The sequence below is a fragment of the Stanieria cyanosphaera PCC 7437 genome (assembly GCF_000317575.1).
Taxonomy (GTDB): domain Bacteria; phylum Cyanobacteriota; class Cyanobacteriia; order Cyanobacteriales; family Xenococcaceae; genus Stanieria; species Stanieria cyanosphaera.
In genome coordinates this window covers 1,432,058-1,452,557 of record NC_019748.1, presented here as the reverse complement: position 1 = coordinate 1,452,557, position 20,500 = coordinate 1,432,058, and the positions used below count along the sequence as shown (strand labels likewise).

Annotated in this window: 15 protein-coding genes; 10 read left to right on the top strand and 5 right to left on the bottom strand. The window is 37.2% G+C overall.

All coding sequences use genetic code 11. The features are described 5' to 3' along the window. Positions 1-437: 437 nt before the first annotated feature. The 8 genes from sufC (at position 438) to STA7437_RS06270 (ending at position 10,450) form a co-directional block, all read left to right on the top strand. Entirely contained in the window at positions 438-1,214 is a 777-nt protein-coding gene (gene sufC, locus STA7437_RS06305) for a Fe-S cluster assembly ATPase SufC (protein ID WP_015192542.1), read from the top strand. After that, positions 1,214-2,548, top strand: coding sequence for a Fe-S cluster assembly protein SufD (sufD, locus tag STA7437_RS06300; RefSeq protein WP_015192541.1), 1,335 nt, complete (start codon positions 1,214-1,216; stop codon positions 2,546-2,548). The genes sufC and sufD overlap by 1 nt, the downstream gene beginning before the upstream one ends. A gap of 105 nt (positions 2,549-2,653) precedes the next feature. Next, positions 2,654-3,916 (top strand): SufS family cysteine desulfurase, encoded by a 1,263-nt coding sequence (locus STA7437_RS06295; RefSeq protein ID WP_015192540.1) that lies wholly within the window; start codon positions 2,654-2,656, stop codon positions 3,914-3,916. Between the two features lie 272 nt (positions 3,917-4,188). Continuing rightward, positions 4,189-6,879, top strand: coding sequence for a phycobilisome rod-core linker polypeptide (locus tag STA7437_RS06290; protein ID WP_015192539.1), 2,691 nt, complete (start codon positions 4,189-4,191; stop codon positions 6,877-6,879). A gap of 736 nt (positions 6,880-7,615) precedes the next feature. Continuing rightward, positions 7,616-8,101 (top strand): globin family protein, encoded by a 486-nt coding sequence (locus STA7437_RS06285; protein WP_015192538.1) that lies wholly within the window; start codon positions 7,616-7,618, stop codon positions 8,099-8,101. A gap of 108 nt (positions 8,102-8,209) precedes the next feature. Further along, positions 8,210-8,695, top strand: a complete 486-nt coding sequence (gene apcB, locus STA7437_RS06280; RefSeq protein WP_015192537.1) for an allophycocyanin subunit beta — start codon at positions 8,210-8,212, stop codon at positions 8,693-8,695. Between the two features lie 283 nt (positions 8,696-8,978). After that, a complete protein-coding gene (locus STA7437_RS06275) occupies positions 8,979-9,182 on the top strand; it encodes a phycobilisome linker polypeptide (protein WP_015192536.1) in 204 nt (67 codons plus the stop codon). Between the two features lie 89 nt (positions 9,183-9,271). Then, on the top strand, positions 9,272-10,450 hold the full coding sequence (locus STA7437_RS06270) for an FtsW/RodA/SpoVE family cell cycle protein (protein WP_015192535.1): 1,179 nt from the start codon (positions 9,272-9,274) through the stop codon (positions 10,448-10,450). Here the strand turns inward: STA7437_RS06270 and STA7437_RS06265 are convergent. Then, positions 10,430-10,996, bottom strand: coding sequence for a fasciclin domain-containing protein (locus STA7437_RS06265; protein WP_015192534.1), 567 nt, complete (start codon positions 10,994-10,996; stop codon positions 10,430-10,432). The genes STA7437_RS06270 and STA7437_RS06265 overlap by 21 nt on opposite strands. A gap of 266 nt (positions 10,997-11,262) precedes the next feature. On the opposite strand from STA7437_RS06265, the gene STA7437_RS06260 reads away from it, so the two are divergent. Together STA7437_RS06260 and STA7437_RS06255 are read left to right on the top strand one after the other, a co-directional pair. Continuing rightward, positions 11,263-14,451, top strand: coding sequence for a serine/threonine-protein kinase (locus STA7437_RS06260; protein WP_015192533.1), 3,189 nt, complete (start codon positions 11,263-11,265; stop codon positions 14,449-14,451). 220 nt (positions 14,452-14,671) lie between these two features. Continuing rightward, positions 14,672-15,955, top strand: a complete 1,284-nt coding sequence (locus tag STA7437_RS06255) for an RNA-guided endonuclease InsQ/TnpB family protein (RefSeq protein ID WP_015192532.1) — start codon at positions 14,672-14,674, stop codon at positions 15,953-15,955. 47 nt (positions 15,956-16,002) lie between these two features. Here STA7437_RS06255 and STA7437_RS06250 read toward each other — a convergent pair whose 3' ends face one another. The 4 genes from STA7437_RS06250 to STA7437_RS06235 form a co-directional block, all read right to left on the bottom strand. Further along, complete coding sequence (locus STA7437_RS06250) at positions 16,003-17,265, bottom strand: serine hydrolase (RefSeq protein ID WP_015192531.1); 1,263 nt, start codon at positions 17,263-17,265, stop codon at positions 16,003-16,005. 88 nt (positions 17,266-17,353) lie between these two features. Continuing rightward, positions 17,354-18,121, bottom strand: a complete 768-nt coding sequence (locus STA7437_RS06245; RefSeq protein ID WP_015192530.1) for an RNA methyltransferase — start codon at positions 18,119-18,121, stop codon at positions 17,354-17,356. A 99-nt stretch (positions 18,122-18,220) separates the two neighbouring features. Then, positions 18,221-19,066 carry an alpha/beta hydrolase gene (locus STA7437_RS06240; protein ID WP_041619220.1) on the bottom strand — a complete coding sequence of 282 codons (846 nt, stop codon included), beginning with the start codon at positions 19,064-19,066 and terminating at the stop codon, positions 18,221-18,223. A gap of 30 nt (positions 19,067-19,096) precedes the next feature. Then, positions 19,097-19,897 (bottom strand): RMD1 family protein, encoded by an 801-nt coding sequence (locus STA7437_RS06235; RefSeq protein WP_015192528.1) that lies wholly within the window; start codon positions 19,895-19,897, stop codon positions 19,097-19,099. Between the last annotated feature and the right edge of the window lie 603 nt (positions 19,898-20,500).

Sequence of the window (20,500 nt, the reverse complement as noted above, 5' to 3'; positions counted from 1 at the left end):
TTCTGAGGCAGGAAAAATCTCTTGAGAATGAAAACCGATCAATGCAATTTGATATTAAATCCTGTTGGCATACACCATTTAAAAGTTGTGTAGAGGTAGAGGGACTCTTCTTTGCTCTTAGGATTTCATCGTTTAATTAGTACCATAAATCAATTTCGGCCATTTTTTCTTTCGGAATAATTTTCTCGATTTGTTACTACTTGAATTCGGAGAGTGACATAAGAGGGATAACCCAATCAAACTAAATTAAAACCGACTTTGACAACATCTTTGTTGTTAATGTATCCTACAATGGATTTAAACAACAAAAGTGTTGTTTAACTACAAACTTAAAGCGCGCCATCTAATCATCATCTAGAACTTGCGCTTCTTTGTCATCGCTATTTGGTAGCACAATCGAACACTATAGAATTACTTGAGAGAAAACGAACCTGACAATGAGCGAAACTATTTTATCAATTCACAATCTTGCTGCTAGTGTAGACGGCACGCCGATCCTTAAAGGTGTCAATTTGGAAATTAAAGCGGGAGAAGTTCATGCCATCATGGGGCGTAATGGTTCGGGAAAAAGCACCCTATCTAAAATTATTGCTGGACATCCCGACTATCAAGTAACTGGTGGTGAAATTATTTACAAAGGTGAAAATATTTTAGAGCAAGAGCCTAATGAAAGAGCTTTAAATGGTATTTTTTTGGCTTTTCAGTATCCTTTAGAAATTCCTGGGGTTAGTAATTTAGATTTTCTGCGAGTTGCTTATAATGCCAAACGGAAACATGAAGGTTTGGAAGAAATCGATACTTTTGATTTTGAAGACTTAATCGAAGAAAAGTTGGCAATTGTTCAAATGAAATCGAGCTTTTTAGAAAGAAGTCTCAACGAAGGTTTTTCTGGTGGAGAGAAAAAGCGTAACGAAATTTTGCAAATGGCTTTACTCAATCCTACCTTGACTATTTTAGATGAGATTGATTCTGGTTTAGATATTGATGCTTTGAAAATTGTAGCTGAAGGTGTCAATCAACTCAAAACTCCTGAAAAAGGTTACCTCGTCATTACTCACTATCAAAGGTTACTCAATTACATCGAACCAGATTTTGTTCACGTGATGCAAAATGGACAAATTGTAACTAGTGGCGGTAAAGAATTAGCCTTAGAATTAGAATCTCGTGGTTATGACTTCCTCGATGACAAAGCTGTGGTGGAGGTAGGTGCATAATGAGTCAATCATCGATGATAACTTCTAGAGAACAAATTAAGAGCGATCCTTTCTTACTTAAAATCTTACAACAACGTTCTTCTGTTCCCAAAGAGAAACTAGATTCAGAAACGTCCACTTGGCTAGAAAATTTAAGAGAACAATCTGCATCTTGGGTATCTAGGTTGAAATTTCCTAGTAAAAAAGATGAAGAATGGCGGTTTACAGATTTATCATCTCTACTTGATTTAGATTTTACTGCTGCTAAGTCTGGTACTGTTGAAAGCGATACAATTGATTTGATTCCCGAAGCTACTGAAAGTCGCATTGTTTTTGTTAACGGGTTGTATGCGCCTGAGTTATCGAATACTTCAGGTTTACCCAAAGGTATTTACGTTGGGAATCTAACTAATTTACCAGAAGCTTATTGTAAATATTTCCGTCCCTATTTGGGAACTCAAGCAGGTGCAGAAGAGGTTTTTACTTCTTTAAACACTGCTAGTATTACTGACGTGGCAATTATTTGGGCTGCACCAAATACTGTAGTTGAACAACCAATTCATTTGTTATTTATTTCTGTTACAGAAGATTCCATTAGTTTTTCTCAACCAAGAAGCTGGATTGTTGCCGAAAAAAATTGTAGTTTAAATATAATTGAAGAGTATACTGGGCAATCTTCTTATCTAACTAATGCTGTGACTGAAATTTGGTTAGGAGAAAATGCTCAAATTAATCATACTCGTTTTCAAACAGAGTCAGAAACTGCCTATCATATTGGAAAAACAGCCGTTTCCCAAGCACGTGCTAGTCGTTACACTTTAACTGAATTTAACTTCGGTGGTAAGATATCTCGTCATAACCCTGAAATTTCTCAACAAGGAGAACAAACAGAAACCTATCTCAATGGTTTAACTGTAGCTAACGGCGAACAAACCGCCGATACTCATAGTATTATTGCTTTAAGCAAACCTCATGGTACTACCAATCAGTTACATAAATGTTTAGTAAGCGATCGCGCTCATACTATCTTTAATGGTAAAGTATTTGTTCCCAAAGCAGCACAACTAACTAATGCTGCTCAGTTGAATCGTAACTTATTATTATCTCCCAAAGCTCGTGTTGATACTAAACCAGAGTTACGAATTACTGCTGATAATGTTAAATGTTCTCATGGTGCAACTGTTAGTCAATTAGAAGCTGAAGAAATTTTCTATCTTCGTAGTCGTGGTTTAACTGAAGATAATGCTCGTCAGTTATTAATTAATGGTTTTACCGCAGAAATTATTGAGCGTATTTCACTTAAATCTTTGTCTACTAAAATAGCAACAATCGTAGCTAAGAAAACTAGTAGTTAATGAGTGTGAGAATGATGCAGAATCAGCTAACAATAATTTAAGTTGTTTATCTGCATTGATTTGCTTACCAGTTTGTTTTATACAAAAAAATATCGATAATTGATTATGACTTTTACCCAAGCCAAAACTATTGCCGATTTAGTTCGTTCAGATTTCCCAATCTTAGCTCAAGAAATCCACGAAAAACCTTTAATTTATTTTGATAATGCTGCTACTTCTCAAAAACCTCAAGCAGTTTTAAATGCCTTGCTTAATTACTATGAAAAAGATAACGCTAATGTTCATCGTGGCGCACATAGTTTAAGTATTAGAGCAACTGAAGGTTATGAAGGAGCAAGAAATAAAGTTGCTAAATTTATTAATGCTGCTCATCGAGAAGAAATTATTTATACTCGTAATGCTTCGGAGGCAATTAATTTAGTTGCCTATAGTTGGGGTTTAAGTAATTTAAATCGCGGTGATGAAATTATTCTTTCTGTCATGGAACATCATAGTAACATCGTTCCTTGGCAAATTATTGCTCAGAAGACGGGTGCAGTCATTAAATACGTACAATTAACTGAGATAGAAGAATTTGATTTAGAACAATATAAATCTTTATTGTCAAACAAAACTAAACTTGTCGCAGTTGTTCACGTTTCTAATACTTTAGGTTGTATTAATCCTATTGAAAACATTATTGAATTAGCCCATCAATTCGGGGCGAAAGTATTAGTTGATGCTTGTCAAAGTGTCCCTCACATGGCTATTGATGTTCAACAAATTAATTGTGACTGGTTAGTAGCTTCTGGACATAAAATGTGTGGACCAACAGGAATTGGTTTTCTCTATGGCAAAAAAGAAATACTAACAGCAATGCCTCCTTTTTTAGGTGGCGGTGAAATGATTTCTGAAGTTTATTTTGACCATTCAACCTATGGAGAATTACCTCATAAATTTGAAGCGGGAACACCAGCGATTGGAGAAGCGATCGCTCTTGGAGCAGCCGTTGATTATTTAACTGCAATTGGTATGGAAAAAATTCATGCCTACGAAGAAGAATTAACTACTTATTTATTTAAAAAATTAGTGGAAATTCCCCAACTAAGAATTTATGGTGCAACCTCAAAACTTGATGGGAAAAATCGGGCTGCTTTAGCTGCATTTAATGTACAAGGAATTCACGCCAGTGATTTATCAACCTTACTCGATCATGAAGGAGTAGCAATTCGTTCTGGACACCATTGTACCCAACCATTACATCGTCTTTTTGATGCTTCTGGTAGTGCCAGAGCAAGCTTATATTTTTACAACACTCGTGCCGAAATTGATGACTTTATTATTGCTTTAAAAGATACAATCGATTTCTTTAGTGGCATGATGGCATAAACTAATTTAACAAAACTTTATGAAAAATAGTTAAAGCGATCGCGCTAACTTGACAAAAATAGCAATAACTCAATCAAACAATACGTGACTCGACCATAGTATTCTGAGTGTTTTTGAGGAATTCAGCTTGTCAAGCTAATTGAATTTTAAGCAATTTCCAAATTCCCTGACAAGTTTTCGTACTTGACACAAAAATTAACAATCACGCTAAGGTAACCCGAAAAGTTTTAATCTAAAAGCTGAACTATAAGTAAAAAGATACTTAAAATCCAATGAGTGTAACGGCAAGTGGTGGCAGTTCATTAGCCCGTCCTCAACTTTATCAAACTGTAGCGGTCTCTACGATTTTACAAGCAGAACAACAAGACCGTTTTCCTGAAAGAGGCGAACTAAATGAATTAACAGCTTATTATGAGTCTGGTGCTAAACGACTAGAAATAGCTCAAACTATAACTAATAATGCAGATTTAATTGTTTCTCGTGCTGCCAATCGTATTTTTACGGGCGGAACACCAATGGCTTATCTAGAAAAACCGCAGGAAATTGAAGAAATGGCAGTTGCCAGTCCTAGCGGCAATACTAGAGTACCTGCTGAGGCAATGACCTACGTTGAAAATCGTGGTAGTAGTAGCCCAGGTTTTTTTGGGGCATTTCGTTCACTTTTTAGCACTTCGGGACCAATTCCACCAGGTTTTCGCCCCATTAACGTTACCAGATACGGTCCTGCCAATATGCAAAAATCTTTGCGGGATTTATCATGGTTTTTGCGTTATGTAACCTATGCGATTGTCGCAGGCGATCCCAGCATTTTGATCGTTAATGTAAGAGGTTTGCGAGAAGTAATTGAAAACGCTTGCTCTGCTGATGCAACTATTGTCGCTTTACAAGAAATGCGTGCAGCAGCGATCGATTATTTTAACAGGGAAACAGACGCTAAAGAAATTGTTACTCAGTACTTTGATGTACTTTTAGCAGAATTCAAAGCTCCTAGCCCTTCAAATAAAATACGTCAACGTCCTTCTTCTGATTTACAAGGCTTGCAACTGCCTCAAAGCTACTACAATGCAGCAGAACGGCGACAAAAATTTGTGATGAAGCCTGGACTATCACAATCAGAAAAACAAGCCGTAATTAAAGCAGCCTATCGTCAAATTTTTGAACGAGATATTACTCGTGCCTACAGTCAATCTATTTCTTATTTAGAATCTCAGGTAAAAAATGGCGACATCTCTATGAAAGAGTTTGTTCGTCGAGTTTGTAAATCACCTCTTTATCGCCAACAATTTTTTGAACCTTTTATCAATAGTCGTGCCTTAGAATTAGCCTTTCGTCATATTTTGGGTCGTGGCCCTTCTTCTCGTGAAGAAGTTCAAAACTACTTCTCCATCGTTTCTCAAGGCGGACTAGCTGCTTTAGTAGATGCTTTAGTAGATTCTCAAGAATATTCTGACTATTTCGGAGAAGAAACAGTTCCCTATCTGCGCGGTTTAGGACAAGAAGCCCAGGAATGTCGCAACTGGGGTATGCAACAGGATTTATTTAACTACAGCGCACCTTTCCGTAAAGTTCCTCAATTTATTACTACCTTTGCCAAATACGACCGTCCTTTACCGGATCAGCACGTTTATGGTTCTGGTAACGACCCCTTAGAAATTCAATTTGGGGCAATTTTCCCGAAAGAAACTCGCAGCCCTAGTTCTAGCCCTGCACCTTTTAGCAAGGATACAAAGCGTTTATTAATTCATCGTGGTCCTGCTACTCAAAACCAAAATAGCAATCCCAAAGCTAGAGGTGAATTTCCTGGTACTTTAGGTGCAAAAGTTTTTCGTCTCAACAACGAGTTACCTGGTGCTAGTAATGGCATAGGCGTTAAATATGCCGAAGCTTCTACTCAAGCATTAATACGAGCTTGTTATCGTCAAGTTTTTGGACGAGACGTTTATGAAGGTCAACGTTTAACTGTCCCAGAAATTAAATTAGAGAATGGCGAGATCACAGTAAGAGAATTTGTCCGAATTTTAGCTAAATCGGATACTTTCCGTAAGCTTTATTGGTCTTCTCTCTACGTCGTTAAAGCTATTGAATATATCCATCGTCGCTTACTTGGTCGTCCTACCTATGGTCGTCAAGAAATGAACAAATATTTCGATATTTCTGCTAAAAAAGGTTTTTATGCCTTAGTAGATGCCATTATCGATAGTGTGGAATATTCTGAAGCTTTTGGTGAAGATACTGTTCCTTATGAACGTTATCTTACTGCTGGCGGTTATCAGTTACGTAAAACTCGTCCTGGTAATCTTGGAGAAGGCATTGGTACTAAAGTTGAGAAACAAGAAACACCCCGCTTTATTGAATTGGGTACAGTTTCCGATCTTCGTACTGCCCCAGAAATTAAACAAAGGATTAATCAAGGAGTCAGTGTTAAACGCGGCCAAAGTAAAGTATTCAAACTTACCAATACTAGTGATAAAGTTGGTTTGAAAAATGCGATCGCTGCTGCTTATCGTCAGATTTTTGAACGCGACCTCAATCCTTATATCGTTCAAACTCAATTTACTGCTTTAGAAAGTAAATTAGGTAATCAAGAAATTACGGTCAAGGAATTTATCGAAGCTTTGGGTTGTTCTGAGCTTTATTTAAAAGAGTTTTATGCACCCTATCCCAACACTAAAGTAATTGAATTGGGAACAAAACATTTCTTGGGCAGAGCTCCTCTTAATCAAAGAGAGATCCAAAAATACAATCAAATTTTGGCTACCCAGGGAATTCGAGCCTTTATCGGTGCAATGGTCAATAGCATGGAGTATATCCAAGTCTTTGGCGAAGATACCGTTCCTTATCGTCGTTTCCCCACTTTACCTGCTGCCAACTTCCCCAATACAGAGAGGCTATATAATAAGCTCACTAAACAAGATAAGGAAATTGTGGTTCCTAGTTTTGAGCCTGCCAAGTTAAATATTTAAACTAATGGTAGGTTTAGTTGCTCTTTAGCTAGCAAACCAATTCAACCATTCTTAGTTGGTGGTTCTTAGTCAATTACTCAAACCTTTGGTAATTTAAAGTAGGAAACCATCAACTATAGTCTTGTTTAGAAAAGAGTTAAGTCCAATTGCAGGTTACTACCTATCAAATGAAAATGATCCTGACTCAAAGCGAGCGCTCTAAGTTTTCTGAACTTAATATTACAATGTATTAAGAAAAAATAGCTTAAGTGAACGAAATGTCGCAAAATAATTGGGTCAGGTTGCTGTAAAAAATTCTTTTGAGTGTTTGATAGCTATGGTTTTCCCCAGTTGGGGTTATTTTCATCAAAATTCAAGACCAAATGCTCGCCATTTATATCAAAATATTTACCTTATGTAAAAGTTTGTTAAGGCAGTAACCATCTTTGATTTATTGGTCGAACTAGCTGCAATACTATTTTGTAGCTGAAAATTAAAAACTAGGCGACAAACACCAAGAATGAAAAATCTCAACTCTAATCTGGTTAATCAGACTATGCAAACAGTATCCTTAGTACAAAAAAGTGAGAGGATATTTAATTAGCACACTTCTAACTGGTTGAGTCTTGATTACGACAGTAACAGGTACTTAATCATCAAATTAGGAGCAATAGCTGAAAAATCGATTGGAGAAAGATTAATCTTCAAGATAAGGTCACTCAAAATCTAATTTTGTTTTTTTGGGAGGAATCCGTTCATGAGTATTGTCACGAAGTCAATCGTGAATGCTGATGCCGAAGCTCGTTACTTGAGCCCTGGCGAGTTAGAAAGAATCAAAGCTTTTGTTACTTCTGGTGAAAGCCGTCTGCGGATTGCACAAACTTTAACTGAATCTCGCGAGCGGATTGTTAAACAAGCAGGTGACGCTTTATTCCAAAAACGTCCTGATATTGTTTCTCCTGGTGGTAATGCTTACGGAGAAGAAATGACCGCTACTTGCTTACGCGATATGGATTACTATCTCCGTCTAGTCACCTATGGTGTAGTAGCAGGCGATGTAACTCCCATCGAAGAAATTGGTTTAGTTGGTGTTCGCGAAATGTACAAGTCTTTAGGAACTGACGTTGGTGCAGTTGCTCAAAGCGTTCGCGAAATGAAAGATGTTGCTACTTCTATGATGTCTGTAGAAGATGCTTCTGAAGCTGCTTCTTACTTTGACTACGTCATTGGAGCAATGCAGTAGAGTAGTGCTTTTAGCTACTTCTCTAAATGCATCAAGCTTCCCTAAAGTATAGACTAACTTGTCATTGTTCAGGCATTTAAGACTTAGGTGAGATAAGGAAACAAAGCTATGCAAGACGCAATTACTTCTGTTATTAATTCTGCTGACGTTCAAGGTAAGTACCTCGATGGTGCTTCAATGGACAAGCTCAAAAACTATTTTAAAACTGGTCAATTAAGAGTACGTGCAGCTAGCGTAATTAGTGCTAATGCAGCTACCATCGTTAAAGAAGCAGTAGCAAAATCTTTGCTATATTCTGACGTAACTCGTCCTGGTGGTAATATGTATACCACTCGTCGTTATGCTGCTTGTATTCGTGACCTCGACTACTATCTCCGCTATGCTACTTACGCTATGTTAGCTGGCGATCCTTCCATCTTAGACGAGCGCGTACTCAACGGCTTAAAAGAAACCTATAATTCTTTAGGTGTTCCTGTTTCTTCAACTGTTCAAGCAATCCAAGCAATCAAAGAAGTTACTGCTAGCTTGGTAGGTGCTGATGCAGGAAAAGAAATGGGTGTTTACTTAGACTACATTTGCTCTGGCTTGAGCTAATTGCCGATACGGCCTTAAGTTGGTAAATAGTTTTAAACTTAGAGGTTCGGGAAGTCCAGAGTGAGTGCTAGTTCCTACAAGGCTTAGTCTTTCGAGCGCGAAAAAAAAGATGAGTTTTAGCGATCTAGTATTGACTCTTGACTCCCGACCTTAGTATGTTTTTAGTCTTTTAAGATTTTGCGGTAAGGAGCATCATCACCGAAATTAATGCCTTACTGTGATACAAAAGAAATCGAATATTAATCACAAAAGAATATTTAACAGCATTAGGAGAAGTCAACTTATGCGGATGTTTAAAGTTACTGCTTGTGTTCCTAGTCAAACTAGAATTCGGACTCAGCGCGAACTTCAAAATACTTACTTTACTAAATTAGTTCCTTATGATAACTGGTTTCGTGAGCAACAGCGAATCATGAAAATGGGTGGCAAAATTCTCAAAGTAGAATTGGCAACTGGAAAGCAAGGTACTAATACAGGCTTATTGTGATAAATAGATACAAAAGTTTTTAATTGGGGTCGGTAACGACCTCTTTTTGTTATTTTTAATGGGTTAATAAATAATGACTCGTTAGAATAGTGCAGCAATATCTCAAGTTGTTAAGTTCTCGCTTTAATTTGCAAACGAAACATTGGGCGTTAGAAGCAAGATTGTTGTATTGGTTAACTTTGGTTTGGCTGTTGGTTGGTTTAGTTACTTTGGTATCTGCTTCTTTCCCTGAAGGCGTAGTTGAATACAACGATGGTTTTTATTTATTAAAACGCCAATTATTAGGGGTGTTGATTGGCTTTGTTTGTTTTTTTTCAGTGGTAAATAACCCTTTAAAAGCGGTTTTAAAGCTTTCTCCTTGGATGGTAATAGTATGTTTGTTGGCAATTTTTATGACTTTGATTCCAGGCTTAGGAAAAACTACTTATGGTGCTAGTCGTTGGATTGCTATTGGTCCTTTTACTTTACAGCCTTCAGAATTAATTAAACCCTTTTTAGTGTTACAAGCAGCTTATCTTTTTGCTCAATGGAAAAAACTAGATTCTGGTGTAAAAATTGGTTGGTTAGCTATTTTTAGTGTAATTTTGCTGGGGATTTTAAAACAACCAAATTTGAGTACGACAGCTTTGTGTGGTATGAGTTTGTGGTTAATAGCGGTTGCTGCTCAATTACCTTGGAGTCAGTTGTTAATGACTTCAATTGGAGGTTTAAGTTTAGCTACTTTGAGTATTTATATTAATCCTTATCAACGCGATCGAATTGTCTTTTTTCTCGATCCTTGGCAAGATTATCAGGGTAAAGGTTATCAATTAATTCAAAGTTTACTTGCGATCGCGTCTGGTGGTTTAGGTGGTTCTGGTTTTGGCTTATCTCAACAAAAATTGTCCTATTTACCAATTCGTACTACAGATTTCATTTTTGCAGTTTATGCTGAAGAATTTGGTTTTATTGGTAGTGTTTTACTCTTAGTTTTTATTCTTGGTTACGGAACTTTGGCTTTAAGAGTAGCTTTTAAATGTAACAATCCAATCTCCAGATTAGTAGCAATTGGAGTGATGATTTTGATGGTAGGACAATCTTTAATTAATATCGGCGTAGCAACTGGTTCTTTGCCTACCACAGGTTTACCTTTACCCTTTTTTAGCTATGGTACTAACTCGATGATTGCTAGTTTGTTATTAGCAGCATTATTAATTAGAGTAGCTAGAGAAAATTGTCAAACCGAACCAATGAGGTTAAGAAAATCCCTAGAAGTTAGGAGGAAGTAACACACTATCAATCGGAATCACAACACCATTGGTAGCAGGAAGAGGTTGACTTGCTGTCGCTTGGTTGAGTTTAATTTGAACTTGTTTATTTTGTAGGGGAACGCCTACAATTTTGACTGGACTACCTAATAAAGTCGCTATTTTTTGAGTTTTAATATTCTCGTCGGTAATTTTTCCTTCAACAATATGATATTTGAGTAATTGAGCCAATTTGTCTGGATTAGATAATTTTTCTTGAGTAGCAACAGGTAAAGCTTGAAAAGCTTCATCAGTTGGAGCAAAAAAGGTTACTTCTTTTTCGTCAAGACTTTCTGCCAAGTTGGCATCTTTTAATAAAGAAGAAACAGTTTTTAACTCTGGATTGGCAGCTAATAATTCAGCTACATTTGGATTATCTTCCGATTCATAGGGAAAAGCTGAACGATAGAAATAACTAGAAGGAAAAAAATAAAACGATTGTGCTAACGTAGGAATGCCAATTAGAGCAATCCCGCTAGTTAAAGCAATTGCTCCTGTTAAGTTTTTAAGTAAATATTTAGTTTTCATAGTTATTAACCAAATTAATTAAACTTGATAAGTAAACTAAAATCAGCCGATTAACTGATATATTTATTCTATAATGTATGATAATGTCGCTCTGGATATGCAGTCTTAAAATTAAGATTGTTGTTAAGATTCTTTAGTAAAAATAAAGAAAATTAAAAAAAATAATGATCCAGCTATTGATAAAATCTCCTCGCTAAAATAAACAAAATCATTGAAGGCAACTTCAAAAAATCATTTTATCTACAATTTTTTGGCTAGGATAGATCATGTCCAATATAGAACCTAACAGATCTAATTCTGGAGATATGTTTCCCGTCTCTGGAGCTAAAATGCATCATCCTGGCACAATCCTCGATCAACGTTACCAAATTGTGCGGCAAGTAGGTAGAGGTGGATTTGGACGAACTTATCTCGCCAACGATTTAAGTCAACCCAATCATCCACAATGTGTGATTAAACAACTGCAACCACGAACCAATAATCTTCGGGTTTGGGAAAACGCTAAACAGCGTTTTGTTAATGAAGCATCAGTTTTGCAAAGATTAGGAAGTCACGATCAAATTCCTCAGTTGATTAGTTATTTTGAGGAAGACCACGAATTTTATCTGGTACAAGAATACATTGAAGGAGAAGAGCTACAAGCAGAAATTGAACGTAATCTTTTTAACGAAACTCAAGTTATTGGATTGCTACAAGATGTTTTGAGAGTTTTAGATTTTGTTCATAAAACCAATGTTATTCATCGTGACATTAAACCTGCTAATTTAATCAGACGTAAACAAGATGGAAGATTTGTTCTGATTGATTTTGGTGCAGTTAAAGAAATTAGTACGATCGCGCTCAATTCTCAAGGACAAGCTGTTTTTACGCAAATGGTAGGCACTCAAGGATTTATGCCACCAGAACAAATTGCGGGTCAACCTACTTTAGCTAGTGATCTTTATGCTTTAGGTCAAACAGCTATCTATGCGCTCACAGGGCGATCTCCAATAGAATTAGAAAATTTAGAAGAGACAAACCAGTTAAACTGGCAGAATTACTGTTCGATTAGTTCTCGTTTAGGAGAAATTATTAATCGCATGGTTGATCCCAAATGTATAGAAAGATATAACTCAGCAATTGAAGTTCTGTACGATTTACAACCATTACTAAAAGTAGAGCAAGTTGTTGGTGGACGCTATCGAATTACCAGTTATCTTGGCGGGAAAGCAGGAATTTATACTTATTTAGCTGATAATCTTTGGCGACACTATCAATCTCCATGTGTAATTAAGGAAATTAAATTTTCAGACCGCGATCCTACTAATATTCAAGCAGCCGAACGTCAATTTTCCAATGAAATAGCAGTTTTAGAAAGACTAAGTTATCACGAACAAATTCCTCAGATCTGGGATCATTTTGAAGATAATGGTGAATTTTATTTAGTTCAAGCCTATATTCCTGGAGAAAACTTACAAAAAAAGCTAGAACAGACTAAGACTCTAACAGAAGAACAAGTGGTAGAGTTATTAGCCGATGCTTTAATAGTATTGGCTTTTATTCATCAGCATCGAGTAATTCACCGCGACATTAAACCATCGAATTTATTAATTCGTAACTCAGATCAGCGTGTCATGCTGATTGATTTTGGAGTTTTAAAAGACATTGGCAATTTAACTAAACTCAAAACTAGTGCTATTGAACCAGTAGGCACCAAAGCTTATATGCCTCCGGAGCAGATTGCTGGAAGACCAACAGTAAGCAGCGATCTTTATGCTTTAGGAATTACGATGATTTGTGCTTTGACAGGAGTTGAAGCTCAACATCTTTCGATCGAAAAACAAACAGGAGAAGTTATTTGGCAAGAAGGATTACAAATTAATCGCAAATTACAGAAAATTCTCGCCAAGATGACTAGCCTAGATTTAGGTAAACGTTATCAATCAGCCGAAAAAGTTTTAAGCGATCTTAATCGAATTTATCATGTATCTGGTAACTTTAGTCCGAGCGAAACTATTAGTGCTAGCAATACGGGTAAATCAGACTTTTTTAATAATATCAATTTGCCAACAGTTGTTCCCGAAGGAATGGGCAACAAATCAAACTTGGTTTATTTTTTAATTGCTTTAGCTGGAATTGGTTCTTTACTAGCTAGTATTGAATTTTTTTCGCCGACTCTTAGACCATTGTATTATTGGTCTCAAGGACAAAGATTGTTAACTCAAGAGCCAGAAACAGCCTTAACCAAATTTCAGCAAGCTATCGATCTGCAACCCAACAATGTCAAAGCTTGGCAAGGAAGAGGAGACGCGCTTTATCATTTAGAACGTTTTCAAGAAGCATTAGCAGCTTATGACGAAGCAATTCAACTAGATACTCAAAATGCTAGTACTTGGAAAAGTCGTGGTGATGCTCTTTATCGTTTAGAAAGATTTCCTGCTGCTTTAGTCTCCTATGAAAAAGCTTTAGATTTAGAGCCAAACAAAGCTGAAACCTGGAATCGTAAAGGTAGAACACTTTATAAATTAGAAAATTATCTTGAAGCAATTGCTGCTCAAGACAAAGCACTAGAAATAGAGTCAAATAATGCACAAGCTTTAAGCGATCGCGGTTTGGCTTTAATTGGCTTGGGTAAATATCAAGAAGCATTGAGTGATTTTAATAAAGCTCAGGTAATTAAACCTTTAGACCCCAGATTTTGGCAAAATAAAGCCTTGGCACTTCAATATTTAGGTCAAAATCAATCAGCAGATCGAGTTTATCAAGAAGCTGTGGTTGCTTACGACCAAGTTTTACAAGAAAACTCCAAAAATGTGACAGCTTGGATTGATCGCGGTAATGTTTTTAGTAAATTGCGACAACAGCAAAAAGCTCTTGATTCTTATGAAAAAGCAATTGCTATTCAGCCAGAATCTCACTTGGCTTGGCTAGGAAAAGGTAATGCTTTATTTGCGATGGGCAAATATTCAGAAGCATTAGCTGCTTTTGATCGTGCCTTAGAAATTCAACCAGAATCTTATATTACTTGGCAAAATCGTGGCTCTTTGTTGCGAGATGGGATGGGTAATCTTCCTGAAGCGATCGCATCTTTTGATCAAGCAGTAACAATTAATCCTAGTTTTTATCATGCGTGGCGCGATCGAGGTTTGGCTCTCTCTCAAGCTGGAGATCAAGCAGAGGCAATTGATTCGTTTGATAAAGCTTTAAAAATTAATCCTGATGATTATAAATCTTGGGTAGGGCGTGGAATTGCTTTAGCTTTTCAAAACAAAACCGATGAAGCATTAGCTGCGTTTGAACGTGCTGAAGAAATTGAACCCAACGATCCTTTTGTTTGGATCAATAAAGCATCTGCCCTAGAAGGATGGCAAAGATATAGTGAGGCTTGTGATGCTTATAGAAAGGCAAGAGAGCTTAATCCAGAATTTACTCCTGCCATTCAAGGTTTAACTAGATTGGGTTGTCGAGTTTCTTGATCATCTAGACCTCCGTGGAGACCCCCGCCATAGCGACGGTAGGAGCTTGGCGGTGGGACGTGCCGTATAAACGCCTGGGGAAACCCCAGGCGACAGGCACTGAGGAAACGGAGCAACTTGAGGGGTTCGATGCCCCGATAAGTTGCAAATATTTTAGTTCGTCCATAGTTTTCAGGTTGAATATGTTAAAATGTGAGAGTTGTTGAATTAAATGCTGTAGATGGTCGAACGCGCCTACAAATATAGGTTTTACCCGACATCCGAACAAGAAGAACTCTTGCGTCGGACGATGGGTTGCGTTCGATTGGTTTACAACAAAGCTTTGGCAGCTAGAACTGAAGGGTGGTATCAGCAACAAGAAAGAATTGGCTACAATCAAACCTCTTCTCTGCTTACTGCTTGGAAAAAAGAAGAAGAACTTAGTTTCTTGAACGAGGTTAGCTGCGTACCTCTTCAGCAAACACTTCGCCATTTGAGCAAAGCGTTTGAAAACTTCTGGGCAAAACGAGCTAAATATCCCAATTTCAAAAAGAAACGGAATGGCGGAAATGCTGAGTTTACCCGTTCTGCTTTTAAGTGGAAGAATGGTAATCTGTGGCTTGCTAAGTGCAAAGAGCCTTTGAATCTTGTTTGGAGTAGATATTTTCCTGAAGAATGCAGCCCGTCCACTGTAACAGTCAAACTTACTCCATCTGGTCGCTGGTATGTTTCTTTTTTGGTTGAAGACCCAACAGTCAAACCACTTCCACCAACGACTAAAAACATTGGGCTGGATGCTGGTTTGACTAGCTTGGTCACTACCAGCGACGGGGAAAAAGTAACCAATCCCAAGCACTTTAATAACAAATACCGAAGACTTAGAGCAGCACAAAAAGCACTTTCTCGGAAACAAAAAGACTCTAAAAATAGAGAAAAAGCAAGAATAGCTGTAGCGAAACTTCAAGCTAAAATAGCTGATTCTAGAAAGGATTTTCTGCACAAGCTGACAACTCAACTGGTACGCGAAAACCAAGTGATTGCGGTTGAGGATTTGGCTGTGCGGAACATGGTCAAGAATCGTTCTCTTGCTCGTAGCATCTCCGATGCTGGATGGGGAGAATTGATTCGACAACTTGAATACAAATGCCAGTGGTATGGTCGAGAACTGGTAAAAATTGACCGATGGTTTCCGTCCAGTAAAAGGTGTGGAAACTGCGGTTTTGTAATCGATAAACTGCCGTTGAATGTTAGAGGATGGGACTGTCCAGAATGCAGGACAACTCACGACCGAGACGTCAACGCCAGTCGTAATATTTTGGCTGCGGGACTCGCAGTGACAGTCTGTGGATCGAGTGTAAGACCTGATAGACATAGCTCTAAAGGAGCGAGTGCGGTCTTGGGGAGGGGCTGTGACTCGAACTTGGTTCGAGTCCTTGTACGCCCCGTGGTTTCCCCCATGAGCAACTCGCGTAGGCAACTGAGTAAAACCGCGCACAGCGGAAGGAAACAGAAACCTAAGTCGTGAGTCTTAGGAATCCCTCGGCACAGCGTCAGCTTGCCGATGGGAGGATGTCAATGAGTAAATGTTTCTTCACTAAAAAGATTGGAGGGTTGCCATTTCAAATGTTGATAAGCAACTTGAGACATTTTTTGAATGAATTCTTTAGCTTGTGGATCGTTATCTGGGCGTTTGACTAACACCGAAGCTACATAACGTTTACCATTAGGCATATCAATAATGCCCACATCTCCTAAAACCGAACGAATATCGCCTGTTTTATGGGCAATGGTGGCATCTGCTTCTAAACCTACAGGTAGCAGAGTATTTCTCACCAAATTGCTCATGATTGTGAACATGCGATCGCGAGATTTCAGCGACACTAATTTGCCTCGTTCGAGATTGATTAATAAATTGCCTAAATCTTCTGGAGTAGTAGAATTAGTTCCTTCTAAATCGGGTAACGGATTGCGAATTACAGTTTCTGTCAAACCCCATTCTAAAAAACGCTGATTGAGTTTTTCAGCACCGCCCATGATTTTGATCAACATATTAGTAGCAGTATTATCACTAATGGTGATCATTTTGGTTGCTACTTCCAAGGTAGTAAATTGTGTTCCAGGTTTTTCATACTGCATACTACCAGAACCACTACCGATGTCCTCTTTATTCATAGTTAACTCTTGATCAAGACGAAATTTGCCTTGGTCTACATCTTGGAAAAAAGCTACTAAAATTGGTATTTTGATCGTACTAGCAGCAGCAATAGCACCAGACCCTTGAATACTTACATAAGAATGATCGTCAAGATCGACTAAAAATATCGCTGGTTGCAGTTTGGGATATTGACTAGCTAAAGTTTGTAGTTTGCTTTTGAGGCTAGTTATTTCTTTACCCAAAACCACGTTAGGAAGTAATTTTTCTAATTCTTTTTGATTTTCTGCGCTAGCAGCTTGAAGTTTTTCGGTCGTAGATTGATTTGCTTGAACTAGGGGAGAGTTAATATTACTGGCAACTGCAATAACTGTTCCTAAAATAGTGCTAATACCAATGACAATTACTGCGATACGAACAGCAGAGACAAATAGATTTGAGGACGAAGTTAACTTCTGAGGATCAAGAAAGCTTTGCGGACGATTAATTTTTTTTTCTAAACGTTTTTGTGGTGTAGAGGAAGTTCTTTGGGAGCTATTTTGAGTTCCATTGAGTTGAGGTTTAGTTTTAGAAGCAGAAGTGGGACGAACAGGAGGCTGATTGCCTTTTTTTGGCTTGAGATTCTTTTTTTTGCTTTGATTTGGAGTTGATTTACTAGAAACCAGGCTGCGTTTTTTGTCCACGCTTGCTTCCTCTAACAACGATTAAGAAATTGTCAATAAGAGCGGTCGCATAGGCATTAGGCTAATCTCCGACACGTTTTGTGTACGTCTAAGAGCGATTAGATTTAATTGCCCATTGAATTTGGCTGAGTATACCTCGCAACATTGCCACTTCTTCATTAGTTAGATTAGCTCGATAGTATAAACGTCGAAACTTTTCCATTCTGGCTGCTGCAGTATGAGGATAGAGATAGCCAATCTCTAAAAGTACGGTTTCAAGATGTTGATAATATCCCTCTATAGTATCTAAAGAAGCAGAATCAACCGAAACAGAGGAAAAAGTTGTCACTTCCTCCCCCTGTAAGTTAGCACAGCTATTACTAGTGTCAAGATTTTTTTGTAAAGAGGTTTGATATAACTCATAAACACAAACAGCCACAGCTTGAGCCAAGTTGAGAGAAGGATATTCGGGGTTAGCAGCAATTCCTACAAATCTTTGGGCATAATTAAGTTCACTATTACTCAAACCTCGATCTTCTGGCCCAAAAATAAGAGCAGAACTAATTTGAGCTTCTAATAACCAAGGAAGAGCTAAACGAGGTGATTCTAAGTTCATCGGTAAAGTACGAGAACGAGAGGTAGTTGCGATCGCTCTTTGACATCCTTTTAGTGCAGTTGGTAAGTCGGGTACGATAGTAGCTCGTTCTAATACTTCAATTCCATGAACCGCCATTTGTCGAGCTTCGGAAGCATGAGGATCGCATTGAGGATTAACTAAAACTAATTGATCTAATCCCATATTTTTCATCACTCGCGCTACCGAACCTACATTTAACGTTCCTGCTGGTTCGACTAAAATAATTTTTGGCTTAGACATTATTCAGTTATTTTAAGTAGTGGGTAGTAGGTAGTTTTTTTAGTTATCGGTTGTTTGCTACTTATTACTTGTTATGTACTTCCCATTCCCTACTTTTCCTTATTTTGTTACTTGCTCAACAAATTGTTTAATCTTTTCAAGATATTCTTCTCCTGCCACTTTAGCAAGATCGTTGTGTCCCGCTTTGGGAACTAACCATAATTGCTTGGGTGCAGCAGTAGCAGTAAATAATTCTTGACTCATCCAAGCAGGAACAACTCGATCTTCTATTCCATGCATCAACAAAATTGGAGTTTTGAGTGTTTTAATTTTAGTTATAGAATCAAACTTTTGAGTCAAAATCCAGTCGAGAGGTAAAATTCGGTATTGTTTCATGTAAGCTGCGATCGCTCGCATTGAAGTAAAAGTTCCATTCACAATGAGGCCAGCTAGTTCGGGATGTCTAGTCGCCAACTCCAGAGCGATCGCTCCTCCCAGAGAATGACCGTATACGATAATCTTGTTAGGGTTAATTTTTCTCTCAACAGTTAAATATTGCCAAGCAGCTTCAGCATCTTCATAAACTAAAGTTTCATTAGGAAACGGCCCACTGCTATATCCATAGCCTCGATAATCAATTAGCAAAGTAGAAAAATTTAATTGATGGAAACGAGTAGCTTGACCGATGGTATCACCATTATTACTACCATTACCATGCAAGTATAAAATAACTGGAGCTTCAAGAGTACTAGCAGGTATCCACCAACCATGAATTTTGCCTGTCGAAACAGGAAGCCAAACTTCTTCATAAGCAAGTTGATAGTCTTTTGGGGTAGCTACTACCACTGGAGACGGAAAAAAAATTAATTTAGTTTGCTTCCAGCGCAAAACCCCACAAATCATCACGTAAATAGTGAGTATTAGTCCTCCCAAAATTAACATCATTGGCTTAATTTGCTTGGGCATTTTCTAAAGTTTTTTTGGCTCACCATTCCCTCAAACGCCAGCGAACATTCCATATAGAGATAAAACTAGTTCCATGACGATTAAAATCACAATATACCACTCTACTCTCAAGCTGGTATTGTGTTGCAGTAAACCAAGCGCAGTTTCAGCAGTACGAGAAACTGATTCTAATTTACGTTCCAACACTTGATCTCTTTCGCGAATCTCATATTCATCTTCTAGACGCAGATAAAGTCTTTCTAATTCTGGATAATCCCATAGTAATTCTGGTTTATCGATTACTTCAACTCGACCCATGACTTTGTGCTGAATTGATAAGGTGCTACCCAATAGTTTAAGTAATTCTTTGACTTGTTTGCGACTCCAGCTAGTATTTTGTAGACTGACAGCAAAGGGTTCTATTCGATCAAAAGTACTAGTCGTTTGCTGTTCATAGTGAGCTAAAACCACACTTTTGGCTAAAATATCGGCAACAATTTGCAAACTTTTCAGGGTAAACTGTGGCAAGAAAATATTCCCTTCTAAAACTTTACCAGTAGTATTATTATCTAAATAAATTGCTGTGTCTTCCCCTTCTGGTTCTGCGAAAGGTTCTACAACTAAAGGTTTAAGGTTATTAAGAAACGTTGCTTCTTCAATGGGTTCAAGACCAAATAAAACTACTACTCCATAACGAAATAACACGGCGCATCCCAACTCACCAGCCGAAACAATTAGAGGATTAGTTGTTAAGCATTCGACATTTTCTAAGGCTTTGACATCGATCCTTTGACCTAAGAACAAAGCTCTAACTTTGATATTCTCTTTATTTAAAAACAATGTTTTTTCCATAAATTAACAATAAAATGAATATTTTTTTAAAGTAACGAACTAATATATTTTTATTCTAAATCATTAAATCAAGATTATTTAATTAGGTTTTAAAATTAGCTAAAAATGTTTTTATGTTTTTGATTGATCAGCTTAATTTAAGTTTGATGATAATCAAAATATCTTAGTTTTTTTTACTTAATAATTCAATTTACAATTTATTTTGAAAATTAAAATGATCATTGTTTAATTTTGATTCATGTGAATAATTAATAAAAAAAATAATTCATGCTCGTTTTTCTAAACTAAAGCGATCGCTTGTTAATTAACTATCATCAAGTAATTAAAATATCAAGTTCTATTTGAGCGAGCTTAAAAAACGATACATAACAACAAGCTTGATTTGAGCAAAGAAAAGATTCCAAAAAAGACCAAACAACCTCAGCAATAATACTCAAAATATCAATTAAACTTCAATATCTAAATAATTTAATCCTTGATTGATTTTTAAAATTAAATAATATTTTACTAAAATGTAAAAAAATAGATAATTACTAAATAGCTAAAAAGTGTCTTTCTAAATACATTTTTAGGTTCAATAATTAATTCAACAATTAAATTGAG

Coding starts and splice junctions, on each gene's coding strand:
- sufC (WP_015192542.1), top strand. CDS start 438: ATGAGCGAAACTATTTTATCAATTCACAATCTTGCTGCTAGTGTAGAC.
- sufD (WP_015192541.1), top strand. CDS start 1,214: ATGAGTCAATCATCGATGATAACTTCTAGAGAACAAATTAAGAGCGAT.
- STA7437_RS06295 (WP_015192540.1), top strand. CDS start 2,654: ATGACTTTTACCCAAGCCAAAACTATTGCCGATTTAGTTCGTTCAGAT.
- STA7437_RS06290 (WP_015192539.1), top strand. CDS start 4,189: ATGAGTGTAACGGCAAGTGGTGGCAGTTCATTAGCCCGTCCTCAACTT.
- STA7437_RS06285 (WP_015192538.1), top strand. CDS start 7,616: ATGAGTATTGTCACGAAGTCAATCGTGAATGCTGATGCCGAAGCTCGT.
- apcB (WP_015192537.1), top strand. CDS start 8,210: ATGCAAGACGCAATTACTTCTGTTATTAATTCTGCTGACGTTCAAGGT.
- STA7437_RS06275 (WP_015192536.1), top strand. CDS start 8,979: ATGCGGATGTTTAAAGTTACTGCTTGTGTTCCTAGTCAAACTAGAATT.
- STA7437_RS06265 (WP_015192534.1), bottom strand. CDS start 10,996: ATGAAAACTAAATATTTACTTAAAAACTTAACAGGAGCAATTGCTTTA.
- STA7437_RS06260 (WP_015192533.1), top strand. CDS start 11,263: ATGTCCAATATAGAACCTAACAGATCTAATTCTGGAGATATGTTTCCC.
- STA7437_RS06255 (WP_015192532.1), top strand. CDS start 14,672: ATGGTCGAACGCGCCTACAAATATAGGTTTTACCCGACATCCGAACAA.
- STA7437_RS06245 (WP_015192530.1), bottom strand. CDS start 18,121: ATGTCTAAGCCAAAAATTATTTTAGTCGAACCAGCAGGAACGTTAAAT.
- STA7437_RS06240 (WP_041619220.1), bottom strand. CDS start 19,066: ATGCCCAAGCAAATTAAGCCAATGATGTTAATTTTGGGAGGACTAATA.
- STA7437_RS06235 (WP_015192528.1), bottom strand. CDS start 19,897: ATGGAAAAAACATTGTTTTTAAATAAAGAGAATATCAAAGTTAGAGCT.